Raw genomic sequence first — 18946 nt, 5'->3', positions numbered from 1 at the left:
CTGCACTGTTTCCGATCGTTGAGTTTGATTAGAGAGTGACGGATGGAGGTACGTTCACGTCCGCTTCCACGAGCGCAGCGACTTGTCCGCCGAAGCTTTAGCGAAGGCGGAAGCAATCCGGAATGCCGCCGCAGGAAGATTCTGGATTGCTTCGTCGCAAGGGCTCCTCGCAATGACGGAGCACGTGGTGGCAGCGAATCCTCTAACGCAGATTTCAACTCGCAGACACGCCTTCGCATCCTCGCGGCTTACTTCGCCCGAGCTTTGCCTGGTCATTCCACCCTCTCTAAGCCAAGAGGGCGCAGGGAAGGCCGGGTGCCGGCTGGCACCCGCGGTCCGCTGCGCGAAAGGCACACGCAGGAAGAACCGCACAGCAGCATACAGGTGAAGCCCAACACACGGCCTTCCCTGCGCGATGGTCGGACGGCTTATGCCGTGCTCTCCCGGGAGCCGAGTTCGTCTGGCCTCCCTCACCCCGGCGGAAGTCACCGGCCATCGCGCCGGTTGGCGCGACTGCCGCATCCGCCAGGGCTTGACCGTAGCAACGACGGCCAGGACCACACGGTTTTGCCGTACGCGCGGCTCGTTGGCGCCACAGCGGCCGACGGCGTTGTGCACGTTGCCATCGACATGTTGGCGCGACGAGCCTGACAGCGCCGTCCGTCTGCGCGAAGCCTTACGGGCTCACGGAGAGCAATCCGCCCTGCCCCAGACCTCTCGCGCCCGACGCTGCCGCGTCCACCGCAAGCCCGGCTCGCGAAACATGACGACCACACGATCGCCCCTCAAGGATGAGCCGGGATGGGCGACACATACGACAAATCCGAATTTCGGTAAAGCGGAATATTTTTTCCCGAGCGGGTGACAGCTTTGTGAGGTGTTTTGCCCGACGGGCAGCTGCGACAATTCGAGCTGCGTCCCGGACATAAAGTCGCGACAATCGTCGGGCTTGTCAGCCGCCTTCGCGCCCGCTTCCTTCCGGAGTTCCCATGCATTCTGCCGATCGGCCGGCGACCCGTCTCGCGACGCGGCTCGCCTTTCTCGTCGCGGGCTTCGGCATCGCTTGCTGGGCGCCGCTGGTGCCGTTCGCGAAGGCGCGGCTCGCCGTCGATGACGGCGTGCTCGGACTGCTGCTGCTCAGCCTCGGCATCGGTTCGGTGCTCGCGATGCTGCTGACCGGAATCATGAGCGCGCGTTACGGCAGCAAGCCGGTCATCGTTGCGGGCGGCCTGGGACTTGCGCTGGTGCTGCCGCTGCTGGCGATCGCGAACGCGCCGGCAACGCTGGCGCTGGCGTTGTTCGCCTTCGGCGCGGCGCTCGGGTCGATCGACGTCGCCATGAACATCCACGCGGTGGAGGTGGAGCGCGATGCGGGCCGGCCGCTGATGTCAGGCTTCCACGCGCTGTTCAGCATCGGCGGCTTTGCCGGCTCGGCACTGATGACCGCGCTGCTCTCGCTGCAGACAGGCGTGCTCGGCTCGACGCTGATCTGCTCCGCCCTGATGCTGGCCGCAATGCTGGCGGCCTGGCCGCGTTTGCTTCGCTCGGTGCAGGTGCAGGACGGGCCGCTGTTCGTGCTGCCGCATGGATCGGTGCTGCTGCTGGCGCTGCTCGGCGCCATCACCTTCCTGGTCGAAGGCGCGATGCTCGATTGGGGCGCGCTGCTCGTGATCGGCGCGGGCCTCGTCTCCGAGGCGCAAGGCGGGATCGGCTACATCGTGTTCTCGGTCGCAATGACGATCGGGCGGCTTGGCGGCGATGCCGTCGTTGCGCGCGTCGGGGACCGCGCGACCCTGATATGGGGCAGCCTCATTGCGATCGCGGGATTTGCCGTCCTGCTCACCGCGCCTGTCGCGGCGATCGCGCTCGGCGGCTTCCTGCTGATCGGCCTTGGCGCATCGAACCTCGTGCCGGTGCTGTTCCGCCGGGCGGCGCGGCAGACGGTGATGCCGACAGGGCTTGCGGTCGCGGCGATCACGACCGCGGGCTATGCCGGCATCCTGATCGGCCCGGCCGGCGTCGGCTTCGTCGCGCGTGTCGGCGGACTCCCGACGGCGTTCTGGCTGCTGGCCGCGCTGATGGGCCTCGTCACGCTGTCGGCGCGCATCGTGACGCGCAAGGGGGCCTGAGCGATCTTACAGTTGGCTCAGCCCGATCGATTTGATCACGGGCGCAAGGCTCGGCCTGGTCGCCTCGACGATGCGCTGGAATTTACCGGGGCTGGAATCGCTGTCCGGCTCCATGCCTTGGGCAAGATAGCTGGCCTGAAGTGCCGGATCGATCATGGCGAGGCGCGTCGCCTGCGCGATCCGGTCGATGATCGCATCGTCGGCGTCGCTGGGCGCGAACAGACCGAACGGCGGGCACCGACGGATGAATGGCAAAAACCAGCGCACTGCCGATGAGGCGGTAGACGGCTGCGCGCCTGACCGCGCGTCGAGGCCAAGCCGGCCGCCTCAACTTCCGACGGTGCCGACCAGACGCGGGCGGCCTGCGAGCGGCTTCTCGACTGATGCGGCGCGCAGCCAGCCGCGAAAGCTGACGATTTCAGGACAATCCGCGGTGCCTTCGGGCGCGATCAGCCAGTCACCCAGGCCGGATCCTTCCGTGACCCTGTCGCAGCGATAGCCCGGATGGCGGCCGAGACCGCGGGCGATCAGGAGGTCGACCTTGCCCTCGACCAGCTCGTGCAGGCCTGCCGGCTGCAGCACGCGCAAGCCGATCTCGGCATGCGCGCTGCGAAACACCGCCAGATCGAGGCGGCGCAGGTCGAAGCTGCCATAAACGCCCAATTGCAGCAGCACGGTACCTGCCGGCTTCAATTGCGAGGTCGCGTCCGCGATGTGGCGAAAGCCTTCGGATACGCCGGGCAGATAGGCCTGCCCTGCCGCGGTGAGGATCAGCTGCTTATGCAGGCGCTCGAACAGCTGCACGCCGAGCCGCGCCTCCAGCGCTTTCACCTGCTGACCCACGGCGGCGGGCGTCACATGCAGCTCGTGCGCGGCCAGCTTGAAGCTGAGATGCCGCGCGGCGGCTTCGAATGCGCGGAGCGCGTTGAGCGGTGGAAGGGCGTAGGTCATCGCGCATGAGCTTGACACTGATGCGGCCTCGCCTTGCAATAGATTTTCTTGCGCTGAACCGCAGCAACTATGCTTTGCGCCGCCGCGATGCCGCCGGATACGGTCAGCCCGCAATCCGGAGACACCCTATGCCCCTACCTGATATCGTCGGCCACAATCCCGCAAGGGTCCACCCGCCCGCCGGCGGCTACTGCATGGGACTTGAACTGAAGCAGCATCGCCGCCTGCTGTTCATCAGCGGCCAAGTGCCCGAGAGATCCGGCGGCACCGTTCCGGAAGGCTTCGAGGCGCAGTGCGAGCAGGCCTGGCGCAACGTCAAGGAGGTGCTCGCCGCCGCCGGCCTTGGCGTCGAGCATCTGGTCAAGGTCACCACGTTCCTGACCGACCGGGCGCAGCTCGCGGCTAACCGCACCATTCGCCGCGCGATGCTCGCCGATCATCAGCCTGCGCTGACGGTCGTGGTCGCCCAGACCGTCGACAGCAAATGGCTGCTGGAGATCGAGGCGATTGCCGCGGAATGAAATCGGCTTCGCCGGCTTTGCGATAAGCCAACTGTGTCAGGTGTCCAATGGCTGAGACCGTCCATCCCTTTTACGAAACGCATCGCGACGCCATGGAGGCCGCCATGCGCGATCGACTCGACCTTGCCGAAGCGATGCTGCGCGAGCGCGCACATCTCTCCGGCGTTGGTGGGATCAGACAACAGGTGATGGACGAATTCGAGATCGTGCTCACCCGGATGCCCTACGTCGGCGGCACGGCAAACCGCATGAGCGACTTCTTCATGCGTCTGATGGGCTTCATGGCGATCAGCCGCGTGCTGCGGCGGCACGGCGTGCCGATGCCCGTGATCGGCGAGATCGAGCGGGAAACCTACAAGGCGCAATTGCTCACCGTGCCAGAAGCGGAACGTCTCGCCTCGGGACGTCAATTCATGTCGTCAGAGAACCAGGCCGTGCTGCGCCAGCAGGCTGCAAGAAGCGCGACAAGAAGCCATCAGGACGCGTTTCCGGAAGATTTCGTCTACGATTTCGTCGAGCCTCGCCCGGGTGACGATTTCGAGTTCGGCATCGATTACAAGGCCTGCGGCTTCTGCAAATTTGCCGCCCGCCACGGCGACAAGGAGATCCTGCCGAACATTTGCGGGCTTGATTTCGACGCCTATGCAACGCGCGGCATCCGCCTGGAAAGGACACAGACCCTGGCCGGCGGCGCGAGCCACTGCGATTTCCGCTTCTCGCGGCTGCCGGACTAAAGCGCGATGAGATCGGGATGGATCATCATCGCGCTTTAGCTCTATTTGCGCATGATCTTTTCGGAAAACCGCCACGCACTTTTCCGGATCATGCAGACTAGGTCTTCTCTACCCGCCCACAACAGCCGCACGCCGCGGCAGCTTCCAGCCGGGCCGGACGAAGTGGCAGGTGTAGCCACCGGGATAACGTTCGAGATAATCCTGATGCTCCGGCTCGGCTTCCCAGAATTCGCGGGCCGGCGCGACCTCGGTCACCACCTTGCCGGGCCACAGGCCCGACGCCTCGACGTCTGCGATGGTGTCCTCGGCGATCCGCTTCTGCTCCTCGCTGGTGTAGAAGATCGCCGAGCGATAGCTCGTGCCGAGATCATTGCCCTGGCGGTTGAGCGTGGTGGGATCGTGGATCTGGAAAAAGAACTCCAGCATGGTCCGGAAGCTGGTCTTGGCGGGATCGAAGATGATCTCGATCGCTTCGGCGTGGCCGTCGTGATTGCGATAGGTGGCGTTCTTCACATGCCCGCCGGTGTAGCCGACACGCGTCGAGATCACGCCGGGCTGCTTGCGGATCAGATCCTGCATGCCCCAGAAACAGCCTCCGGCCAAAACTGCGCGCTCCGTCGTCATCTGTCCGCTCCCGATTGATCGCTCTGCATCTGCGTCAACATATGCTTTCCGCGGCCCGGCCGGAAGGCAGGCAGTCCGTTTATGTCCACCCGGTTCCTCAGAACCGGATGGACATTGAGAGCTCGTTACTAGCCCAGCTTGGCGTCGAGCGTGATCTCGGCGTTGAGGAGCTTCGACACCGGGCAGTTCTTCTCGGCCTCACCGGCGAACTTGGCAAAACCGGCATCGTCGAGGTCCGGTACCTTGGCGCGCAAGGTGAGCGCCGACTTGCTGATCTTGAAACCTTTGCCCTCGGGCTCGAGCGTGACGGCGGCTTCGGTCGAGAGCTCATCCGGCGTGAAACCGGCCATCTGCAGGCCGAAGGCCAGCGCCATGGTGAAGCAGCCGGCATGGGCGGCCGCGATCAACTCTTCGGGATTGGTGCCCTTCTCGTTCTCGAACCGGGTCTTGAACGAATAGGGCGTCTCGGCGAGCACGCCGGATTCGCTCGACAGGTGGCCGGCGCCATCGCGACCGGTGCCCTTCCAGACTGCCTTTGCCTTGCGGATCATCTTGGTTCTCCCTGTTTGTTTTTCGAGCACCGGCGCTCCGTACCGGTGAAAGGCGACATCAGCGTGACCGCCTGCGGCCCGTTCATCGGCGTTTGCTGCCGGACTCCGTCATTGCGGCCTCGGATTACGTCCAAAGCTTCCTACACCGGATCAAACGCCCGGATCGGCGGCAGATTGCCGGTGAACTTCTCCACTTCCACCGTCGTCAGTTGCCCCGTGCAGCCTTGCGCGAATGACGACGTGCCGATGTCGCGGGTAAGCACGTTTGGATTGCCGTGCACGCAGAGCGGAGCGTCGTCTTCGGGGTCCATGGGATCGTACCAGGCGCCGGTCGGAAGTTGCACGACGCCGGGTGCGATTCCATCGGTGACGTGAACGGCGGCAAGGCACGCGCCGCGTTCGTTGAACAGGCGGATGACGTCGCCGTCCTTGATGCCGCGCGCGTCCGCATCGCGCGGATTCATGCGCGCGACTTCGCGGCCGCGATGTTTTGCGCCAAGCGAATGGCCGCCGAAATCGAGCTGGCTGTGCAGGCGCGTCACCGGCTGGTTGGCGACGAGGAAGCACGGCGCACCGGGCTTCGGCATGTCGGTCTTGTCGAGCCAGACCGGATGGCCCGGGCAATCGGCATCGCCATGGCCAGCGATCTTGGCCGAATAGATCTCGATGCGGCCGCTCGGCGTCGGCAAGGCATGCGCGACCGGATCTTCGCGAAAACTGCGCAGCCGGCCGCCATCATCAGGCTGCTGCGGCACAATGAGGCTGCCGCGCCGCCAGAATTCCTCGAAGCTCGGGGCTTCGAGGCCGCGCGCTGCGAGCGAGGCGCGGGTCGGCTCGTAGAGATGCTCCAGCCATTGCCGCGAGGTGCGTCCTTCGGTGAAGGGTTCGCGCGCGCCGAGACGCTCGGCGAGATCGGCAAAGATCTCGTAGTCGTCCCGCGCCAGCCCATACGGCTCGGCGATGCGGTGCATCGCCACCATCAAGGGGTCGTTGCTGGAATAGCCGATGTCCTCGCGCTCGAGCGTCATGGTCGCGGGCAGCACGATATCGGCGTGGCGTGCGGTGGCAGTCCAGCCGAGATCATGCACGACGAATGTATCGACTTGCGCAAACGCCTTGCGCAGGCGGTTGATGTCCTGGTGATGATGGAAGGGATTGCCGCCGGCCCAGTAGACCAGGCGGATGTGCGGATAGGTCCGCGTCTCGCCGTTGTAGCGATAGGTGCTTCCAGGGTTGAGCAGCATGTCGGCGATGCGCGCCACCGGAATGAAATCGCGGACGCCGTTGCGGCCCTGCCCCAGCGTCGGCCCCGGCACGTCGTTGACGCGGCGGCCGTAATAGCCGATCGCTCCGAGCGAATAGGCGTAGCCGCCGCCGGGAAGGCCGATCTGGCCGAGCGCGGCCGCCAGCACCATGCCCATCCACACCGGCTGCTCGCCATGCTCGGCGCGCTGGAGCGAATGCGAGACGGTGATGAGCGCGCGCTTGCCGGCAAGGCGATGCGCCAGTGTGCGGATCGTATTCGCATCGACGCCTGAGATCGCCGCGGCCCACTCGGCATGCTTGGGCTGCCCGTCGCTCTCGCCGGTGAGATAACGCAGGAAGACCGGCCAGCCTTCGGTGTAGCGATCGAGGAAGGCCTGGTCGTGCAAATTCTCGCTGACCAGCGTGTGGACGATGCCGAGCATCAAGGCGGTATCGGTGCCAGGCACGCAGGTCATCCATTCGGCGCCGGCCTCGACCGGCAGGTCCTCACGCAAGGGGCTGACCAGGATGAACTCGCAGCCGCGGCGGCGCGCAGCCGCCATGGCGCCGCGCTCGACATGCTTGCTGATCGAGCCGCCCGCCACCATCGAGTTCTTCAGCGCCATGCCGCCGAACGCGAGCACGATATCGGTGTGAGCGGCGATCTGCTCCCAGGTGACGTTGCGCTTGGTGATGTCCTCGTAGCCCGCCAGGATCTGCGGCAACAGCACCGAGGACGCGCCTGAGGAATAGGAATTCACCGAACGCACATAGCCGCCCATCGCGATGTTGAGGAAGCGATGCACCTGGCTCTGGGCGTGATGGAAGCGGCCCGCGCTCGACCAGCCATAGGAGCCGCCGAACACGGCGCCGGGGCCGCGCGTATCGCGGATGCGGCCGAGCTCGTCGCCGAGCAGATCGAGCGCCTTCTCCCAGCTGACGGAGACGAATTCGTCGCGGCCGCGGCGATTGTCCGGACCCGGTCCGCGCTCGAGCCAGCCACGGCGGATCGCCGGCTGGGCGATGCGCGCCTGATGGCGCAGCGCGCCGGGAAAATTGTCGATGATGCCGTTCGGATCGGGGTCGCCCGCATAGGCCCGAACCTCAAGGCCGGCCTCGCTTTGACGCGCGGAAAACACGCCCCAATGCGAGGTGTGCGGCTTGAAGCCGTCCGACAGGTCGAGGCCGGGGTCGGGGAAGCCAATCGTGTCGTCCATCGCCTGATCCTTGTTCCGGTGCACGGTGGCAGTATACCGATCCCGGTCCCGATGTCATTGAGATCGGGCTGACGCAAACGCTGGGCTCCCCCGCACACTCTGCGGTCTGGCGAACGTTCCATCGAACGAAGGTCTCCGACCTCGCTCAGCCCTCGCCTCGATGATGGAAGTGTGCGATATGCGCCCCATTCCTCGAGCAATATCGGTCCCTCTCATGATCAATCGCGTCTTGCCCTATGAAGGACTGCTCCACGAGGTGGTCGAGCACAACGGCGTACTCTACATCGGCGGAATCGTCCCCGAAGACACCAGCCTCGACATGTCGGGCCAGGCCAACGACGTGCTCCGGCAGCTTGCGCAGCTGCTGAAGACCCTCGAATCCGATCTGTCCAAGGTCTTGCAGGTGACCATCTACATGACCGACCTCAAGGAGAAGGCCGAGTTCAATGCGGCCTGGAAGGCGCATTTCGCAGAAGCGCATCTGCCGGCGCGCGCTGCAATCGGCGTGGCGGATCTCGGTCCGGGCGTCAAGCTCGAGATGACCGCGATCGCGGCGCGAGGGCTCGCTTAGTCGTACTGAGCCGTGTGCGAGCTTCCGCGCTTCGCCGTGCTTTCCGCAACGGTCGATACATTTGCGGACGCGCCCTCACCTCGTTTGGTGAGCTCCAACGTCTCGGTCAACTCGCCGCGCGCCATGATCACCTCCCGGCGATGCACCGACAGAAGCTTCCAGCCCTGATAGTCGCCGTCGAGCTTCAGGCGCAGCGTGGCCTTGCTCTTCTCGTCGACAAAGATCCCGACACTCTGATCGCCGCCGATGACGGTTCCGACCAACACCAGCCGCAACTCGGCCTGCGGCGGGTCCGGCGGCTTTGGCGGCGGCGGTGCGCTCGGCGCAGATATTGAAGCCACGGGTGGCGGCCGCCGCGAGGCCGAAAAGATCGGCCGGTCGCCTGTTTCCGACAGCGTCGCAAGCGGAACCGCCCAGAGCGGATTGCCCTTCATCGCCTCCCTTTTGACACGCGATGGCGATGGCGCCGTGGGAGCAACTGCCGGTGCCGAAATTGCGGGAGCCTCCATCAGCGGACGGTCGGGCGCCGGCACGACGTAGGCTGGGGCGTCGGCATCCGAGAAATCAGACGGGAGCGCAAAGCTCGGCGCGGAAACGGCGAGCAGAGGCGCCAGCATGGAAGCAAGCCATGGCGATGTCCGCCGTATCGCCCGATCTGCGCTCATGTCCCTCGTCATCAGGCAATTGCCAGCAGCACAATATTTCTCAGTCACGGATAGCTGACGACCCACGTACACAAGACAAGCAGCCCCTGCCAAGGATCAGGTCGCCTGAGGGAAGCAAGGCTTATCGGTCACCCGTGTGACATCTGTGCGAAGCAGCGGCCATTGCGCCAATGTTTCAACGGCTCATTCCCCTGCGACGCCGTGACTGCATCAATGCCCGATTCGCAATGTCCGGCGAAGACCAGTATGATATTGTTGCTGAATCGTCATACTGATCTGCCATAGTGCAGCTTTGTTATTGGACTGCTGTGGTTGTCGTGCGGAACATCGTGGTGCGTAGGGTCTTGTCGCGGGTGTTGTCGGCTGCCGCATCGTCCGCCCTGTGCACGCTCCCGACCGCCGCCCACGACGTCGGCTCCACTGCGTCCGCCGAGCTTCCGCCGGTCAGCGTTGCAGCACCGGACAATCAGCCTGCCAAACGGCAGGCCCGCAGAAAGCCGCCGAAGGACCGTGGTCTGCGCAGTCATGCTGCCGCCCGCATAGACAGTCCGACCGAGAGCGGCGGTGCGGCCGGCGCGGAGCCCGCCGGCGCGTCTGCGCTGCAACCCAGCGCCGCTAGCGCAACGCGTATCAGCGGCACGGAGGTCAACGCAGTCCCGTTCTCCCGGCCTGGCGAGGCGCTGGAGGTGGTGCCGGGCCTGATCGTCACGCAGCATTCCGGCGAGGGCAAAGCCAACCAGTATTTTCTGCGCGGATTCAATCTCGATCACGGCACCGATCTCGCGATCAGCGTGGACGGCATGCCCGTCAACATGCCGACCCACGGGCATGGGCAAGGCTACGCTGACATCAATTTTCTCATCCCCGAGCTGATCCAGTCGGTCAATGTGCGCAAGGGCCCGTATTTCGCCGACCAGGGCGACTTCGCATCCGCCGGCGCCGTGGCGATCGACTATGTCAACAAGCTGCCGCACAACGTCGCCGAGATGACCTTCGGCAGCTTCGGCTATCGCCGCGCATTGGCAGCGGGATCGACCGCGGTGGGTGCCGGCACGCTGCTGACGGCGTTCGAAGCGAGCAAGTATGACGGTCCCTGGGACGTGCCCGACGATGTCCGCAAGCTGAACGGCGTGCTGCGCTACAGCCAGGGCACCGCGACCGATGGCCTGACGCTGACGGCGATGGCCTATTCCAACGGCTGGAATTCGACCGACCAGGTCCCGCAACGCGCGATCGACCAGGGCCTCATCAACCGTTTCGGCACGCTCGATCCGACCGATGGCGGCACCTCCAGCCGATTCAGCCTGTCGAGCAACTGGGCGCAGTCGAGCGAGCACGGACAGACCAATGTCAGCGCCTATGTCGTGCGCTCCGACCTGCGGCTGTTCAACAATTTCACCTATTTCCTCGACAATCCCGTCAATGGCGACCAGTTCAGCCAGCTCGACGGTCGCACGCTCGGCGGCGTCGATGCGCGGCACACGTTCGACTGGCGCTTCGCCTCTCTCGAATCGCAGACCCGCGTCGGGGTGCAGAGCCGCTATGACGATATCCACGTCGGGCTGTTCAAGACCGAGCAGCGCGCATGGCTCTCGACCGTGCGCGAGGACCGCGTGCAGGAGGGCAATGTCGGCCTCTGGACCGACACGACCACGCACTGGAAGGACTGGCTGCACACCACGATCGGCATCCGCGAGGATTTTTTCGCCGGCCACGTCTTTAGCGATACGCCGGAGAATTCAGGCAACGCGCAGGCGTCGATGATGAGCCCGAAGGCCGGCATCGTGCTCGGCCCCTGGTCCAAGACCGAGCTCTACGGCAATGCCGGCTACGGCCTGCACAGCAACGACATCCGCGGCGCGACCATCACCGTCGATCCCAACGACAAGGTAACCCCGCTCGAGCGCGTGCCGCTGCTGGTGCGCTCGCGCGGCGCCGAGCTCGGCATCCGCACCAAGGTGATCGAGGGTCTCACCAGCTCGCTGGCAGTGTTCGTGCTCGATTTCGACTCGGAGCTGCTGTTCGTCGGGGACGCCGGCACCACCGAGCCGAGCCGGCCCAGCCGCCGCGTCGGCGTCGAGTGGACGAACCAGTACAAGCCGCTGCCGTGGATGACGGTCGATCTCGACGTCGCCCAGACCCACGCGCGTTTCACCGATTTCGACCCTGCCGGCGCCCACATTCCCGGCGCACCGGCGTGGGTGGCCAGCAGCGCGATCACGCTGGGCGGCGACACCGGCTGGTTCGGCAGCCTGAAGGCGCGCTATTTCGGTCCGCGTCCTCTGATCGAGGACGACAGCGTCCGCTCGAAGGCGTCGCTGATCTTCAATGCGCGCGCCGGCTACAGGTTCGACAATGGCCTGTGGGTGCAGCTCGACGTGCTCAACCTCTTCAATGCCCAGACCAACCAGATCGAATATTATTATCTGTCGCGCCTGCCGGGAGAGCCCATCGCCGGCGTCGCAGATCGTCACGTCCATCCGGCCGAGCCCCTCGCGGTGCGGCTGACGGTGGCGGCGAGATTCTGATCACAGCGGCCATGGGCACCGACTGAGCGTCACAAATCCTAAGAAAATCTGACATGAAGCGGATGCTTCTGTCTGCGGGGACGCGGACGGCTGGGTGCGCTCGCGGCAGGAGTGAGGGGAATGCAATCTGAGCCGGACAGCATGACGATCGCTGCGGCAAATCGGCTCGCGGGCGCGATCCAGGACGAGGCCGCGCCGGCGCGCGCGCGTGCAAGCCGCGCCTGGGCCCTCGTGCCGATCGTGACTGCGTCGGGCTTTGCGGGCCTCGGCTACGAGATCGTATGGACGCGCCAGCTGAGCCTTGCGCTGGGCACCGAGATGATGGCGGTGCTCGGCGTCATCGCCGGGTTCTTCGGCGGCCTGGCTTTGGGCGCGTTCGCGCTCGATCGGCCGATCCGCCGCGCGACATCGCCATGGCGCGCCTATGCAATGCTCGAGGCGGTCATTGCCGTATGGGGCCTGATCAGCGTCTGGCTGCTGCCGGCGGCCGGCCGCGCCCTGGCTCCCCTGCTCGGCACCGAACCATCTGCTGCTCTGCTCTGGGTCGGCAGCCTGGCGCTGCCGACCCTCGTGCTGCTTCCGGCCACGATGGCCATGGGCGGAACGCTGGCCGCGCTGGAACGGATGATGCGGGCCGCGCGTGGCGAGGCCCGCATCGCGGCAGGCGTCTACGGCGCGAATACGGCCGGGGCTCTGGCCGGCACGCTGGTCTCGACGTTCCTGCTGATTCCGGCGCTGGGATTTTCGGGAACGCTGCTTTGCCTCGCCGCGGTCAATGCGTTCTGCTCCCTTGGCGCGCTCGCGCTCGGATCGACGGCGCACAGGGCTGATGCCGACGAACGGCGGCCGGCACGCATTCGCGACATGCGGCTCACTATCACTCTATTCGCGACGGGACTGCTCGGAATCGCCTTCGAGGTCCTCGTGGTCCGGCTCGCCGCGCAGGTGATGGAAGACACGGTCTACACGTTCGCTGGACTGCTGGCCGCCTATCTGCTCGGCACCGCGGCGGGGAGCCTGCTCTGGCAGCGGACCGGGCGCCACCCGAATGATCGCAATCTGCGCGGCCTGCTCGCCATAACAGCGCTCGCCTGCATCGCAACCGCGGCGCTCGCGCCCTATGCCGGCCGTCTGATCGAGGCCATATCGTCGGCGGACGTATTCGGCGAGCTGGCCGTGGCGATCGCGCTGTTCCTGGCGCCCGCGACCGCCATGGGCGCGCTGTTCGGCCTGCTGGCGCAACGGGTGAGCGACCAGCGCGGCTCGGTGGGAGCGGCGGTCGGCATCAACAGTCTTGGCGCTTGCATCGCGCCGCTGCTGGCGGCGCAATTCCTGATTCCGGCCCTTGGCGCCTGGACGGCGCTGCTTGCCGTTGCGCTTGGCTATCTGCTGCTGCTGCCGCCTGGACGATCGGCGCTACTGTGGTCCGCAGCGCCGGCGCTAACCGCGCTCGTCCTGTGGCTCAATCCCGCGCCATCATTGACGCGGGTGCCGCCGGGGGGCGCGCTGCTTGCGGTGCGTGAAGGTCCGATGGCGACGGCCAGCGTCGTCGATGACGCCACGGGCACGCGCTACCTCGAGATCAACGGCCACTTCCGCATGGGGGGAACGAGCTCGACGCGCTCCGACTACCGGCAGGCAATGCTGCCGCTGCTGCTTCACGAGGCGCCGCACCGCGCCTTGTTCCTGGGCATCGGCACTGGCGCCACCATGGTCGGCGGGGCGCAGATGCCCGGCGTCAGCGTGCGCGGCGTCGAACTCTCCCGCGAAGTGGTCGATCTCCTGCCCTGGTTCGTCAATCCGGCCCCGGCATCCGTGCCGCTTGTGACCGTGGCCGATGCCCGCCGCTATGTCGCTGCGGATACCGGCCAGCATGACGTGATCATCGCCGACCTGTTCCATCCGGCGCTCGACGGCAGCGGCGCGCTCTACACCGTGGAGCATTTCGCGGCCGTAAAACGCCGCCTGGCGAGAGGCGGCATCTTCTGCCAATGGCTGCCGCTGTACCAACTCGATATGCCCTCGCTGCGCGCCATCGTCCGCGGCTTTCTCGACGTCTATCCCGACGGCGCGGCCTGGCTCAATCATTACAGCGTCCGCACACCGATGCTTGCGCTGATCGGAACGCGGGACGGCGGCCATCTCGACATCGATGCGCTCGCTGCACGGCTTCGCGATCCCGCGATCGTATCAGTCGTTCGCCCGTTCGGGTTCGAGGCACCGATCGATCTGCTCGGGCAGTATCTCGCCGGCCCGCGCGCCCTTTCCGCATTCGCAGGCCAAGGGCCGCGTAATACGGACGATTATCCGTTCGTGACCTTCGATGCGCGGCGAAATGTCCGTGCGCTCACCGCAGCGCCTTGGTCGCTGCTGCTTGCCGTCACGAAAGAGATCCGGCCGGATCCGAATGAACTCCTCTCGCGCGCGGCCGAGCAAGACGCGCTGGGCGCGCGCCTCAATGCCTACTGGGCGGCGCGCAACCGCTTTCTCGAAGCCGGCGCGTCCCTACCAGGCGATCCGCGCGGTGCCGCGTTGATCGACGCGGCGTCGCCCGGCCTGATCGACGCGCTTCGCCTGAGCGGCGAGTTCGATCCGGCCTATGCGCCGCTGATGGGAATGGCGAGATTCCTGCTCGGCTCGGACCGCGCGGCGGCTGCCCGCCTGCTGCGCAAAATCAATGAGGCGGCCCCGTCGCGCCGTGAGGCAAGGGATTTGCTGCTTCGTGAGTTCGGCCTGAGAAACGAGTGATCGACCGGTCTCGCGCATGATCCGGAAAAGTGCGCAGCGGTTTTCCGAAAAGATCATGCTGAAACAATAATCTAAATCGCGACGTTCGCGCTTTAGGGCGTGAAGTTGATGCGATAACCCCAGCAGTCCAGATGATCCGGGATCGCGTTGAAGGCGATCGTGATCCGCTGTCCGCCCGGATTTCTCGGGACCTCATGATAGAGGTAGCTTGGAAACAGCACGAGATCGCCCGGCTCGGCCTCCGGCAAGACGTATTTGCCCGCATTGAACGGCCCGATGGCGGCACTGCGCGTGTGGTGGCGGAAGGAGAAGTCGGAGCCGCCGGGCGGCCGCACGAACACTGTCTTGCAGGCCTGGTGCGAGGGCGTCAGATAGAAGATGCCGGACACGAAACTGTTGGCGTGGGAATGCAGCGTCTGGTTTCCACCGGTCTCGAGCATGTTGGTCCACATCTCCTTGACCGTCCAGCGCAGCTCTTCGCCGAACAGCAGCACGCCGAAATCGACCAGCTTCGGCGCGGCAAGCTCGGCGATCTGGCGAAACAGCTCGTTGTCGCGGGGATCGGCAACCTCGGTATGAAACAGCTGGCCCGAACGCAGATTGCCCTCAATCTTGGTGCTGCGGATCGCGGCCACGGCCGCTTCGTTCAACGATGGCGGCAGCAGCCCAGGCGAGCGCATGAGGGGAATCGGGAAAAGCGGCTCGATCTGATCCATGACGCGACATCTACCTGTTCGTGAAGCTCGGCCAACCATGCCTGCGGAAAGATGACGCTGCGATGACAGCGCCGATTCCCCCGATCGCGCTACTCGTTGGACTTAAGCACTCTCAGCTGTTCGCCCGGCCGTAGCTCGTGGCGCCGTTCGCGCACTTCCTCGGAGGCACGCGCGGCCATATCGACGCATTCGTCGAACTCGCCGTTGCCGGCCTCAACCAGGGCCTGGTGCAAGTGCCGCTCGGCAAAGTAGCGGGACAGATGGTCGGGCGGCAGACCAGCCGCCAATGCGCGCGCCTCCGCAACTGCGGCGTTGCAATCGTCCGGTGTGGGCTCGTCCGAAGCAGGCGCGGCACCGGGGTTGGCCACACCGGAGCCGAAGCCGGCAAGGAGGAACAGCGCGCAGACGGTGAGACGGAACAGATACATAGCAAGCGTACCGACAGACTAAGCCCGTTTCAAAAAAGCGCGGCGGGACGCAGTTGTGATGCGTCCCGCCGGATGGCCTCAAATCACCACATCAGTCGTGGTCGTGATGATCGTCGTGATCGTGATCGTTGTCGGCGCGCTGCCCGAGCCGGCGAGCCAGTTCGGCGTTGGTCTCGACCAGCAGCTTCGGCGAATTTTCCGGCCGCACGAAGATCGGATTGGCGTAGAACCAGACGTTGGAATAGGCCTGAACGTCGTGGGTCACCTTCTTGACGCCGTTCACGGTGTCGAGATGCGCCGGGCACGCCGGATCGGTGCAGCTGACCTGCGCGTTGTTGGCATCGAGCAGCGGGTTTCCGGCGGTGTCGGTGACGTTGGGCGTGCCGTTCGGAATGTTGGTGCCGCGCGCGCGGATGTAGAAGGGCTGGGTGCCGGCGGTGAACGTCGTCGTGAACCGCAAGCGGACCGCACCGTGGTCCTTATGCTCGCGATGCATCTGCTTCGCCGAGATCTGCTGCGCGATCGTCGCCGTCGGGTTGTAGACGATCGCCGCACCGGCCGTACCGGCAGCATTCGCCACGGCATAGCCGGACGCATCGGGCGCGATGACGCCGGTGATCTTGCCGGTGATGAGGTCGACGTGGTCGAGCGACGGCTTGTTCAGCGGCTGCTTGATTCCGACCGGCAGCAGCAGCGGATTGTCGAAGCTGTAGGGGGCGTTGTTCTCAGCCGGGACGGTCATCTCCATCTCGACCGTCACCTTGTCGCCCGGCCTTACGACCAGCGTCTCGCCCATGGTCTTCCAGTCGTCGCCGCGCGCCTTGGCGCGGAACACCAGATCCGGTCCGATGAGGTCCGCGTTGACCGAGTACGAATTGCCCGAACGCATGCCGTCGATGACGTCTTGCGATGAGAACCGTCCGGCATTCGGGACATACAGCTTGGTGTATTCGCCGGGAATGAAGTCGGCCGTCGTGAAGGAATCACGCGCACCGCCCGCGCCGCGGCTGTGCCAGTCCGAGCTCACGAAGATGAAGAAGTTGCGGCCTTCGCCGAGCAGACCGTCCCAGAGGCCGCCGACCTTCGCGGTGTAGATACCGCTCATGCCGTAGGTGCCGCCGCCGACCGCGTTCGCAGTGTACGAGCCGGAGCCGCCGCTGGCGCCGCCTTCGGCGAAGTGACCGGGCGATTCGATGCCGAACGCCACCGTCGGGCCCGCGTTGTTGAAGTCGCGGAAGTGCTCGATGTTGTAGCCCTTGCTGGCGGTCGCGCTGAACGGTCCCTGGCGCTCGGTGTGGGTCGGAATGACGTAGGATTGCAGCGGATAGTTCTGCTGCAGCCACTTGATACCCGTGAGCGCCTTCTGGTGACCCGCGGTGCCGGTGTTGTTGACGTTGTCCTTGCCGGGCCAGAGCTGGTTGCCGCTGGCGTCGACGGTGGGACCGATCGCGTCGGTGTCGGCGCGGTCGAAGCGGTATTCGAACTCCGCCATTTTGTCGGCGTTGCCGGGGCCCTTCCGCTTGTGCATCGGGTGCTGCCCGGTGATGACGGCGACATCAACGTGCTCATGGCCCGGCGCGATCCACTCGAGACCTTCGATCAGCACCTTGTCGTAGGTGGCGGTGCGATTGACGATGATCGGATACTCGACCTCGCGGATCGACTGCCAGCGCCACATCGCGGCGCCGGTGCCGCTGCCGTTCGGGGTGCCTTTCAGGCTGCTGATGGTGATGCCGTCGATGGTCTGGCCGAGCGTCTGGCTCCAGGTGGTCGTGCTCTGCCCGGGAAGATTGGCGCTGGTGTCGCTGAAGCGGCAGTCGCGGTTGCCGGAGCCGCCATGGTTGCCGAGCGTGAACCAGTCGAGATCGAAATTGTTTCCACCGGCCGACGCGGTGCCGCGGCCGACCGCGCGATCGATCGCATAGCCGGCGGCAACCGAACCGTCAGTGCAGGTATTGTGATTGTGCATGTCACCCGCGACGTAGGGATTGCCGCGGCGCTCGCCGCGCCCCCAATCGTCGGCCGCAGCGCTCTGCGTCAGCGCCAAGGTTGCCGATGCCGCAGTCAACAGGATCGTCTTGCCGGATGGAAACATCTATCGCCCCTCGTGTCACATATCGAGAAAAATTCGTCAGAGGTGCGGGGAATTGAGAACCGTTTGGCCCAACCGCGTGCGCGGCTCCCTGCACGCGGCGATACTGGCCAGAGTTACGATACAGCTTCGTGAAGGATTTGTGTTCGGCCGCGACAAGTGCGTGCTGTACATGCGGCATCTTGTCTCTTGCATTTACCCATTGCATTTTTCTTCGCCGCGTGAGCGATAGAAGATGACAGATGAAAAGCACTGCCGCATAAGACGCGGCGACGCGCGTGCCCAGAGAGTTTGTGACAAACGTATGTCAATGCCAGCGACACCAGTTGAAGTGCAGCCTTTTCCGAGATCGCACGCCGAAGGCTCCAACCCGAGCGCCGATCTCGCCCGTGCGGCAGCGGCGCCCTCGCACTCCTTTATCTCTGCGCTGGTGCGGCTCTCGCGCGAACCTTTGCTGCACTTCACCTTGCTCGGAGCGATCATCTTCGGCATCGACGCCGTGCTGCATCCACCGGCCAAGGATGAAAAGGTCATCACCGTCACCAAGGCGATGCGACAGTCCTTCATCGACAATTTCGACGAGGACAAGGAACGTGCCCCTTCCGATGCGCAACTCCAGAAGATGATCGACAGCTGGGTCGCGAGCGAGATTCTCTACCGCGAAGGCAAGGCGCTCGGCGTCGACCGCGGCGACGAGACGATCCGCGACCGGATCGCCTTCAAGATGCAATTGCTGATCTTCGACCAGATCCGCGTCCCGCGCCCGACCGACGAGCAGCTGCAAGCCTGGTTCGCGGAAAATCACGCCCGCTTCGACGAGCCGGAGCGCGTTTCATTCTATATCACCCCGCCGGCGGATCAGGAAACGGCGCAGCGCCAGCTCGACGACATCACCCAGCAGCGCGAATCCGAGGAGTTACAAAAGGTCACCCGCGCCATTCTCGGCCGACCGGTCGAAAGTCTTGCGGCATCCTTTGGCGACAAATTCCGTGACGGGCTGCTGGCGATGCCGCAAGGCGAATGGAAGCTGTTGCAGTCCAAGGATGGCTGGCACGTTGCCCGGCTTGATTCCCGGCAAGCAGGAAAACTCGCGAGTCTCGACAGCGTTCGGGACGAGGCCGCCAGGAACTGGCATACGGAGGAAACCCGCAAGCGCGCCTGGGAAGCGGTCAAGCGGCTCAAGGCATCCTATCAAGTGCGGAACGAGCCGTGACGGCCGCCCGATA

At 65.2% G+C, this 18946-nt stretch carries 15 protein-coding genes and 1 pseudogene; 7 read left to right on the top strand and 9 right to left on the bottom strand.

Features of this window, described 5'->3' with window-relative positions; all coding sequences use genetic code 11:
* The first annotated feature begins 989 nt into the window (after positions 1–989).
* Positions 990–2129, top strand: a complete 1140-nt coding sequence (locus JJB99_RS12615; RefSeq protein ID WP_200499055.1) for an MFS transporter — start codon at positions 990–992, stop codon at positions 2127–2129.
* 6 nt (positions 2130–2135) lie between these two features.
* Here the strand turns inward: JJB99_RS12615 and JJB99_RS12610 are convergent.
* Positions 2136–2363: pseudogene (locus tag JJB99_RS12610) on the bottom strand (tripartite tricarboxylate transporter substrate-binding protein); the annotation flags it as partial.
* A gap of 93 nt (positions 2364–2456) precedes the next feature.
* On the bottom strand, positions 2457–3080 hold the full coding sequence (locus tag JJB99_RS12605; RefSeq protein ID WP_200499054.1) for a LysR family transcriptional regulator: 624 nt from the start codon (positions 3078–3080) through the stop codon (positions 2457–2459).
* A 128-nt stretch (positions 3081–3208) separates the two neighbouring features.
* Here JJB99_RS12605 and JJB99_RS12600 point away from each other — a divergent pair, with 128 nt between their 5' ends.
* A complete protein-coding gene (locus JJB99_RS12600) occupies positions 3209–3601 on the top strand; it encodes a RidA family protein (protein ID WP_200499053.1) in 393 nt (130 codons plus the stop codon).
* 47 nt (positions 3602–3648) lie between these two features.
* Positions 3649–4335, top strand: a complete 687-nt coding sequence (locus tag JJB99_RS12595; protein ID WP_200499052.1) for an L-2-amino-thiazoline-4-carboxylic acid hydrolase — start codon at positions 3649–3651, stop codon at positions 4333–4335.
* Positions 4336–4443: 108 nt separating this feature from the next.
* On the opposite strand, the gene msrA is transcribed toward JJB99_RS12595, so the two are convergent.
* The 3 genes from msrA to JJB99_RS12580 all read right to left on the bottom strand — a co-directional run bounded on the left by msrA (position 4444) and on the right by JJB99_RS12580 (position 7972).
* The gene (msrA, locus tag JJB99_RS12590; RefSeq protein ID WP_200499051.1) at positions 4444–4959 is read right to left on the bottom strand and encodes a peptide-methionine (S)-S-oxide reductase MsrA; all 516 of its coding nucleotides are present in this window, start codon (positions 4957–4959) and stop codon (positions 4444–4446) included.
* A 128-nt stretch (positions 4960–5087) separates the two neighbouring features.
* The gene (locus JJB99_RS12585; RefSeq protein WP_200499050.1) at positions 5088–5510 is read right to left on the bottom strand and encodes an OsmC family protein; all 423 of its coding nucleotides are present in this window, start codon (positions 5508–5510) and stop codon (positions 5088–5090) included.
* A 140-nt stretch (positions 5511–5650) separates the two neighbouring features.
* Positions 5651–7972 (bottom strand): molybdopterin guanine dinucleotide-containing S/N-oxide reductase, encoded by a 2322-nt coding sequence (locus JJB99_RS12580; protein WP_200499049.1) that lies wholly within the window; start codon positions 7970–7972, stop codon positions 5651–5653.
* A gap of 214 nt (positions 7973–8186) precedes the next feature.
* On the opposite strand from JJB99_RS12580, the gene JJB99_RS12575 reads away from it, so the two are divergent.
* Positions 8187–8543: a RidA family protein gene (locus JJB99_RS12575; RefSeq protein WP_200499048.1), complete on the top strand. Its 357-nt coding sequence runs from the start codon at positions 8187–8189 to the stop codon at positions 8541–8543.
* Here the strand turns inward: JJB99_RS12575 and JJB99_RS12570 are convergent.
* The gene (locus tag JJB99_RS12570) at positions 8540–9160 is read right to left on the bottom strand and encodes a general secretion pathway protein GspN (protein WP_200499047.1); all 621 of its coding nucleotides are present in this window, start codon (positions 9158–9160) and stop codon (positions 8540–8542) included. The two genes, JJB99_RS12575 and JJB99_RS12570, sit on opposite strands and share 4 nt — an antisense overlap.
* Positions 9161–9537: 377 nt before the next feature.
* Between JJB99_RS12570 and JJB99_RS12565 the strand changes: the two genes are divergently transcribed.
* Both JJB99_RS12565 and JJB99_RS12560 read left to right on the top strand, forming a co-directional pair.
* Positions 9538–11736 carry a TonB-dependent receptor gene (locus tag JJB99_RS12565; protein WP_433995761.1) on the top strand — a complete coding sequence of 733 codons (2199 nt, stop codon included), beginning with the start codon at positions 9538–9540 and terminating at the stop codon, positions 11734–11736.
* Between the two features lie 120 nt (positions 11737–11856).
* Entirely contained in the window at positions 11857–14484 is a 2628-nt protein-coding gene (locus tag JJB99_RS12560) for a spermidine synthase (RefSeq protein WP_246775225.1), read from the top strand.
* A 92-nt stretch (positions 14485–14576) separates the two neighbouring features.
* On the opposite strand, the gene JJB99_RS12555 is transcribed toward JJB99_RS12560, so the two are convergent.
* The 3 genes from JJB99_RS12555 to JJB99_RS12545 all read right to left on the bottom strand — a co-directional run bounded on the left by JJB99_RS12555 (position 14577) and on the right by JJB99_RS12545 (position 17723).
* Positions 14577–15200, bottom strand: coding sequence for a 2OG-Fe(II) oxygenase family protein (locus JJB99_RS12555; RefSeq protein ID WP_200499046.1), 624 nt, complete (start codon positions 15198–15200; stop codon positions 14577–14579).
* Positions 15201–15289: 89 nt separating this feature from the next.
* Complete coding sequence (locus JJB99_RS12550; protein WP_246775224.1) at positions 15290–15628, bottom strand: hypothetical protein; 339 nt, start codon at positions 15626–15628, stop codon at positions 15290–15292.
* A gap of 91 nt (positions 15629–15719) precedes the next feature.
* Positions 15720–17723: a hypothetical protein gene (locus tag JJB99_RS12545; RefSeq protein WP_200499045.1), complete on the bottom strand. Its 2004-nt coding sequence runs from the start codon at positions 17721–17723 to the stop codon at positions 15720–15722.
* Positions 17724–18024: 301 nt separating this feature from the next.
* On the opposite strand from JJB99_RS12545, the gene JJB99_RS12540 reads away from it, so the two are divergent.
* A complete protein-coding gene (locus JJB99_RS12540; protein WP_433995760.1) occupies positions 18025–18933 on the top strand; it encodes a peptidyl-prolyl cis-trans isomerase in 909 nt (302 codons plus the stop codon).
* Positions 18934–18946: the final 13 nt, after the last annotated feature.

Origin of the sequence: Bradyrhizobium diazoefficiens (genome assembly GCF_016616235.1) — a bacterium.
GTDB classification, from domain to species: Bacteria; Pseudomonadota; Alphaproteobacteria; order Rhizobiales; family Xanthobacteraceae; genus Bradyrhizobium; species Bradyrhizobium diazoefficiens_H.
This window is presented reverse-complemented; position numbering and strand designations above follow the sequence as displayed.

Bases quoted from the DNA above. Each gene is read 5' to 3' on its own strand.
- JJB99_RS12540 (WP_433995760.1), top strand. From the start codon at position 18,025: ATGTCAATGCCAGCGACACCAGTTGAAGTGCAGCCTTTTCCGAGATCG.
- JJB99_RS12585 (WP_200499050.1), bottom strand. From the start codon at position 5,510: ATGATCCGCAAGGCAAAGGCAGTCTGGAAGGGCACCGGTCGCGATGGC.
- msrA (WP_200499051.1), bottom strand. From the start codon at position 4,959: ATGACGACGGAGCGCGCAGTTTTGGCCGGAGGCTGTTTCTGGGGCATG.
- JJB99_RS12560 (WP_246775225.1), top strand. From the start codon at position 11,857: ATGCAATCTGAGCCGGACAGCATGACGATCGCTGCGGCAAATCGGCTC.
- JJB99_RS12600 (WP_200499053.1), top strand. From the start codon at position 3,209: ATGCCCCTACCTGATATCGTCGGCCACAATCCCGCAAGGGTCCACCCG.
- JJB99_RS12570 (WP_200499047.1), bottom strand. From the start codon at position 9,160: ATGCTGGCGCCTCTGCTCGCCGTTTCCGCGCCGAGCTTTGCGCTCCCG.
- JJB99_RS12575 (WP_200499048.1), top strand. From the start codon at position 8,187: ATGATCAATCGCGTCTTGCCCTATGAAGGACTGCTCCACGAGGTGGTC.
- JJB99_RS12555 (WP_200499046.1), bottom strand. From the start codon at position 15,200: ATGGATCAGATCGAGCCGCTTTTCCCGATTCCCCTCATGCGCTCGCCT.
- JJB99_RS12595 (WP_200499052.1), top strand. From the start codon at position 3,649: ATGGCTGAGACCGTCCATCCCTTTTACGAAACGCATCGCGACGCCATG.
- JJB99_RS12545 (WP_200499045.1), bottom strand. From the start codon at position 17,723: ATGTTTCCATCCGGCAAGACGATCCTGTTGACTGCGGCATCGGCAACC.
- JJB99_RS12580 (WP_200499049.1), bottom strand. From the start codon at position 7,972: ATGGACGACACGATTGGCTTCCCCGACCCCGGCCTCGACCTGTCGGAC.
- JJB99_RS12615 (WP_200499055.1), top strand. From the start codon at position 990: ATGCATTCTGCCGATCGGCCGGCGACCCGTCTCGCGACGCGGCTCGCC.
- JJB99_RS12550 (WP_246775224.1), bottom strand. From the start codon at position 15,628: ATGTATCTGTTCCGTCTCACCGTCTGCGCGCTGTTCCTCCTTGCCGGC.
- JJB99_RS12605 (WP_200499054.1), bottom strand. From the start codon at position 3,080: ATGACCTACGCCCTTCCACCGCTCAACGCGCTCCGCGCATTCGAAGCC.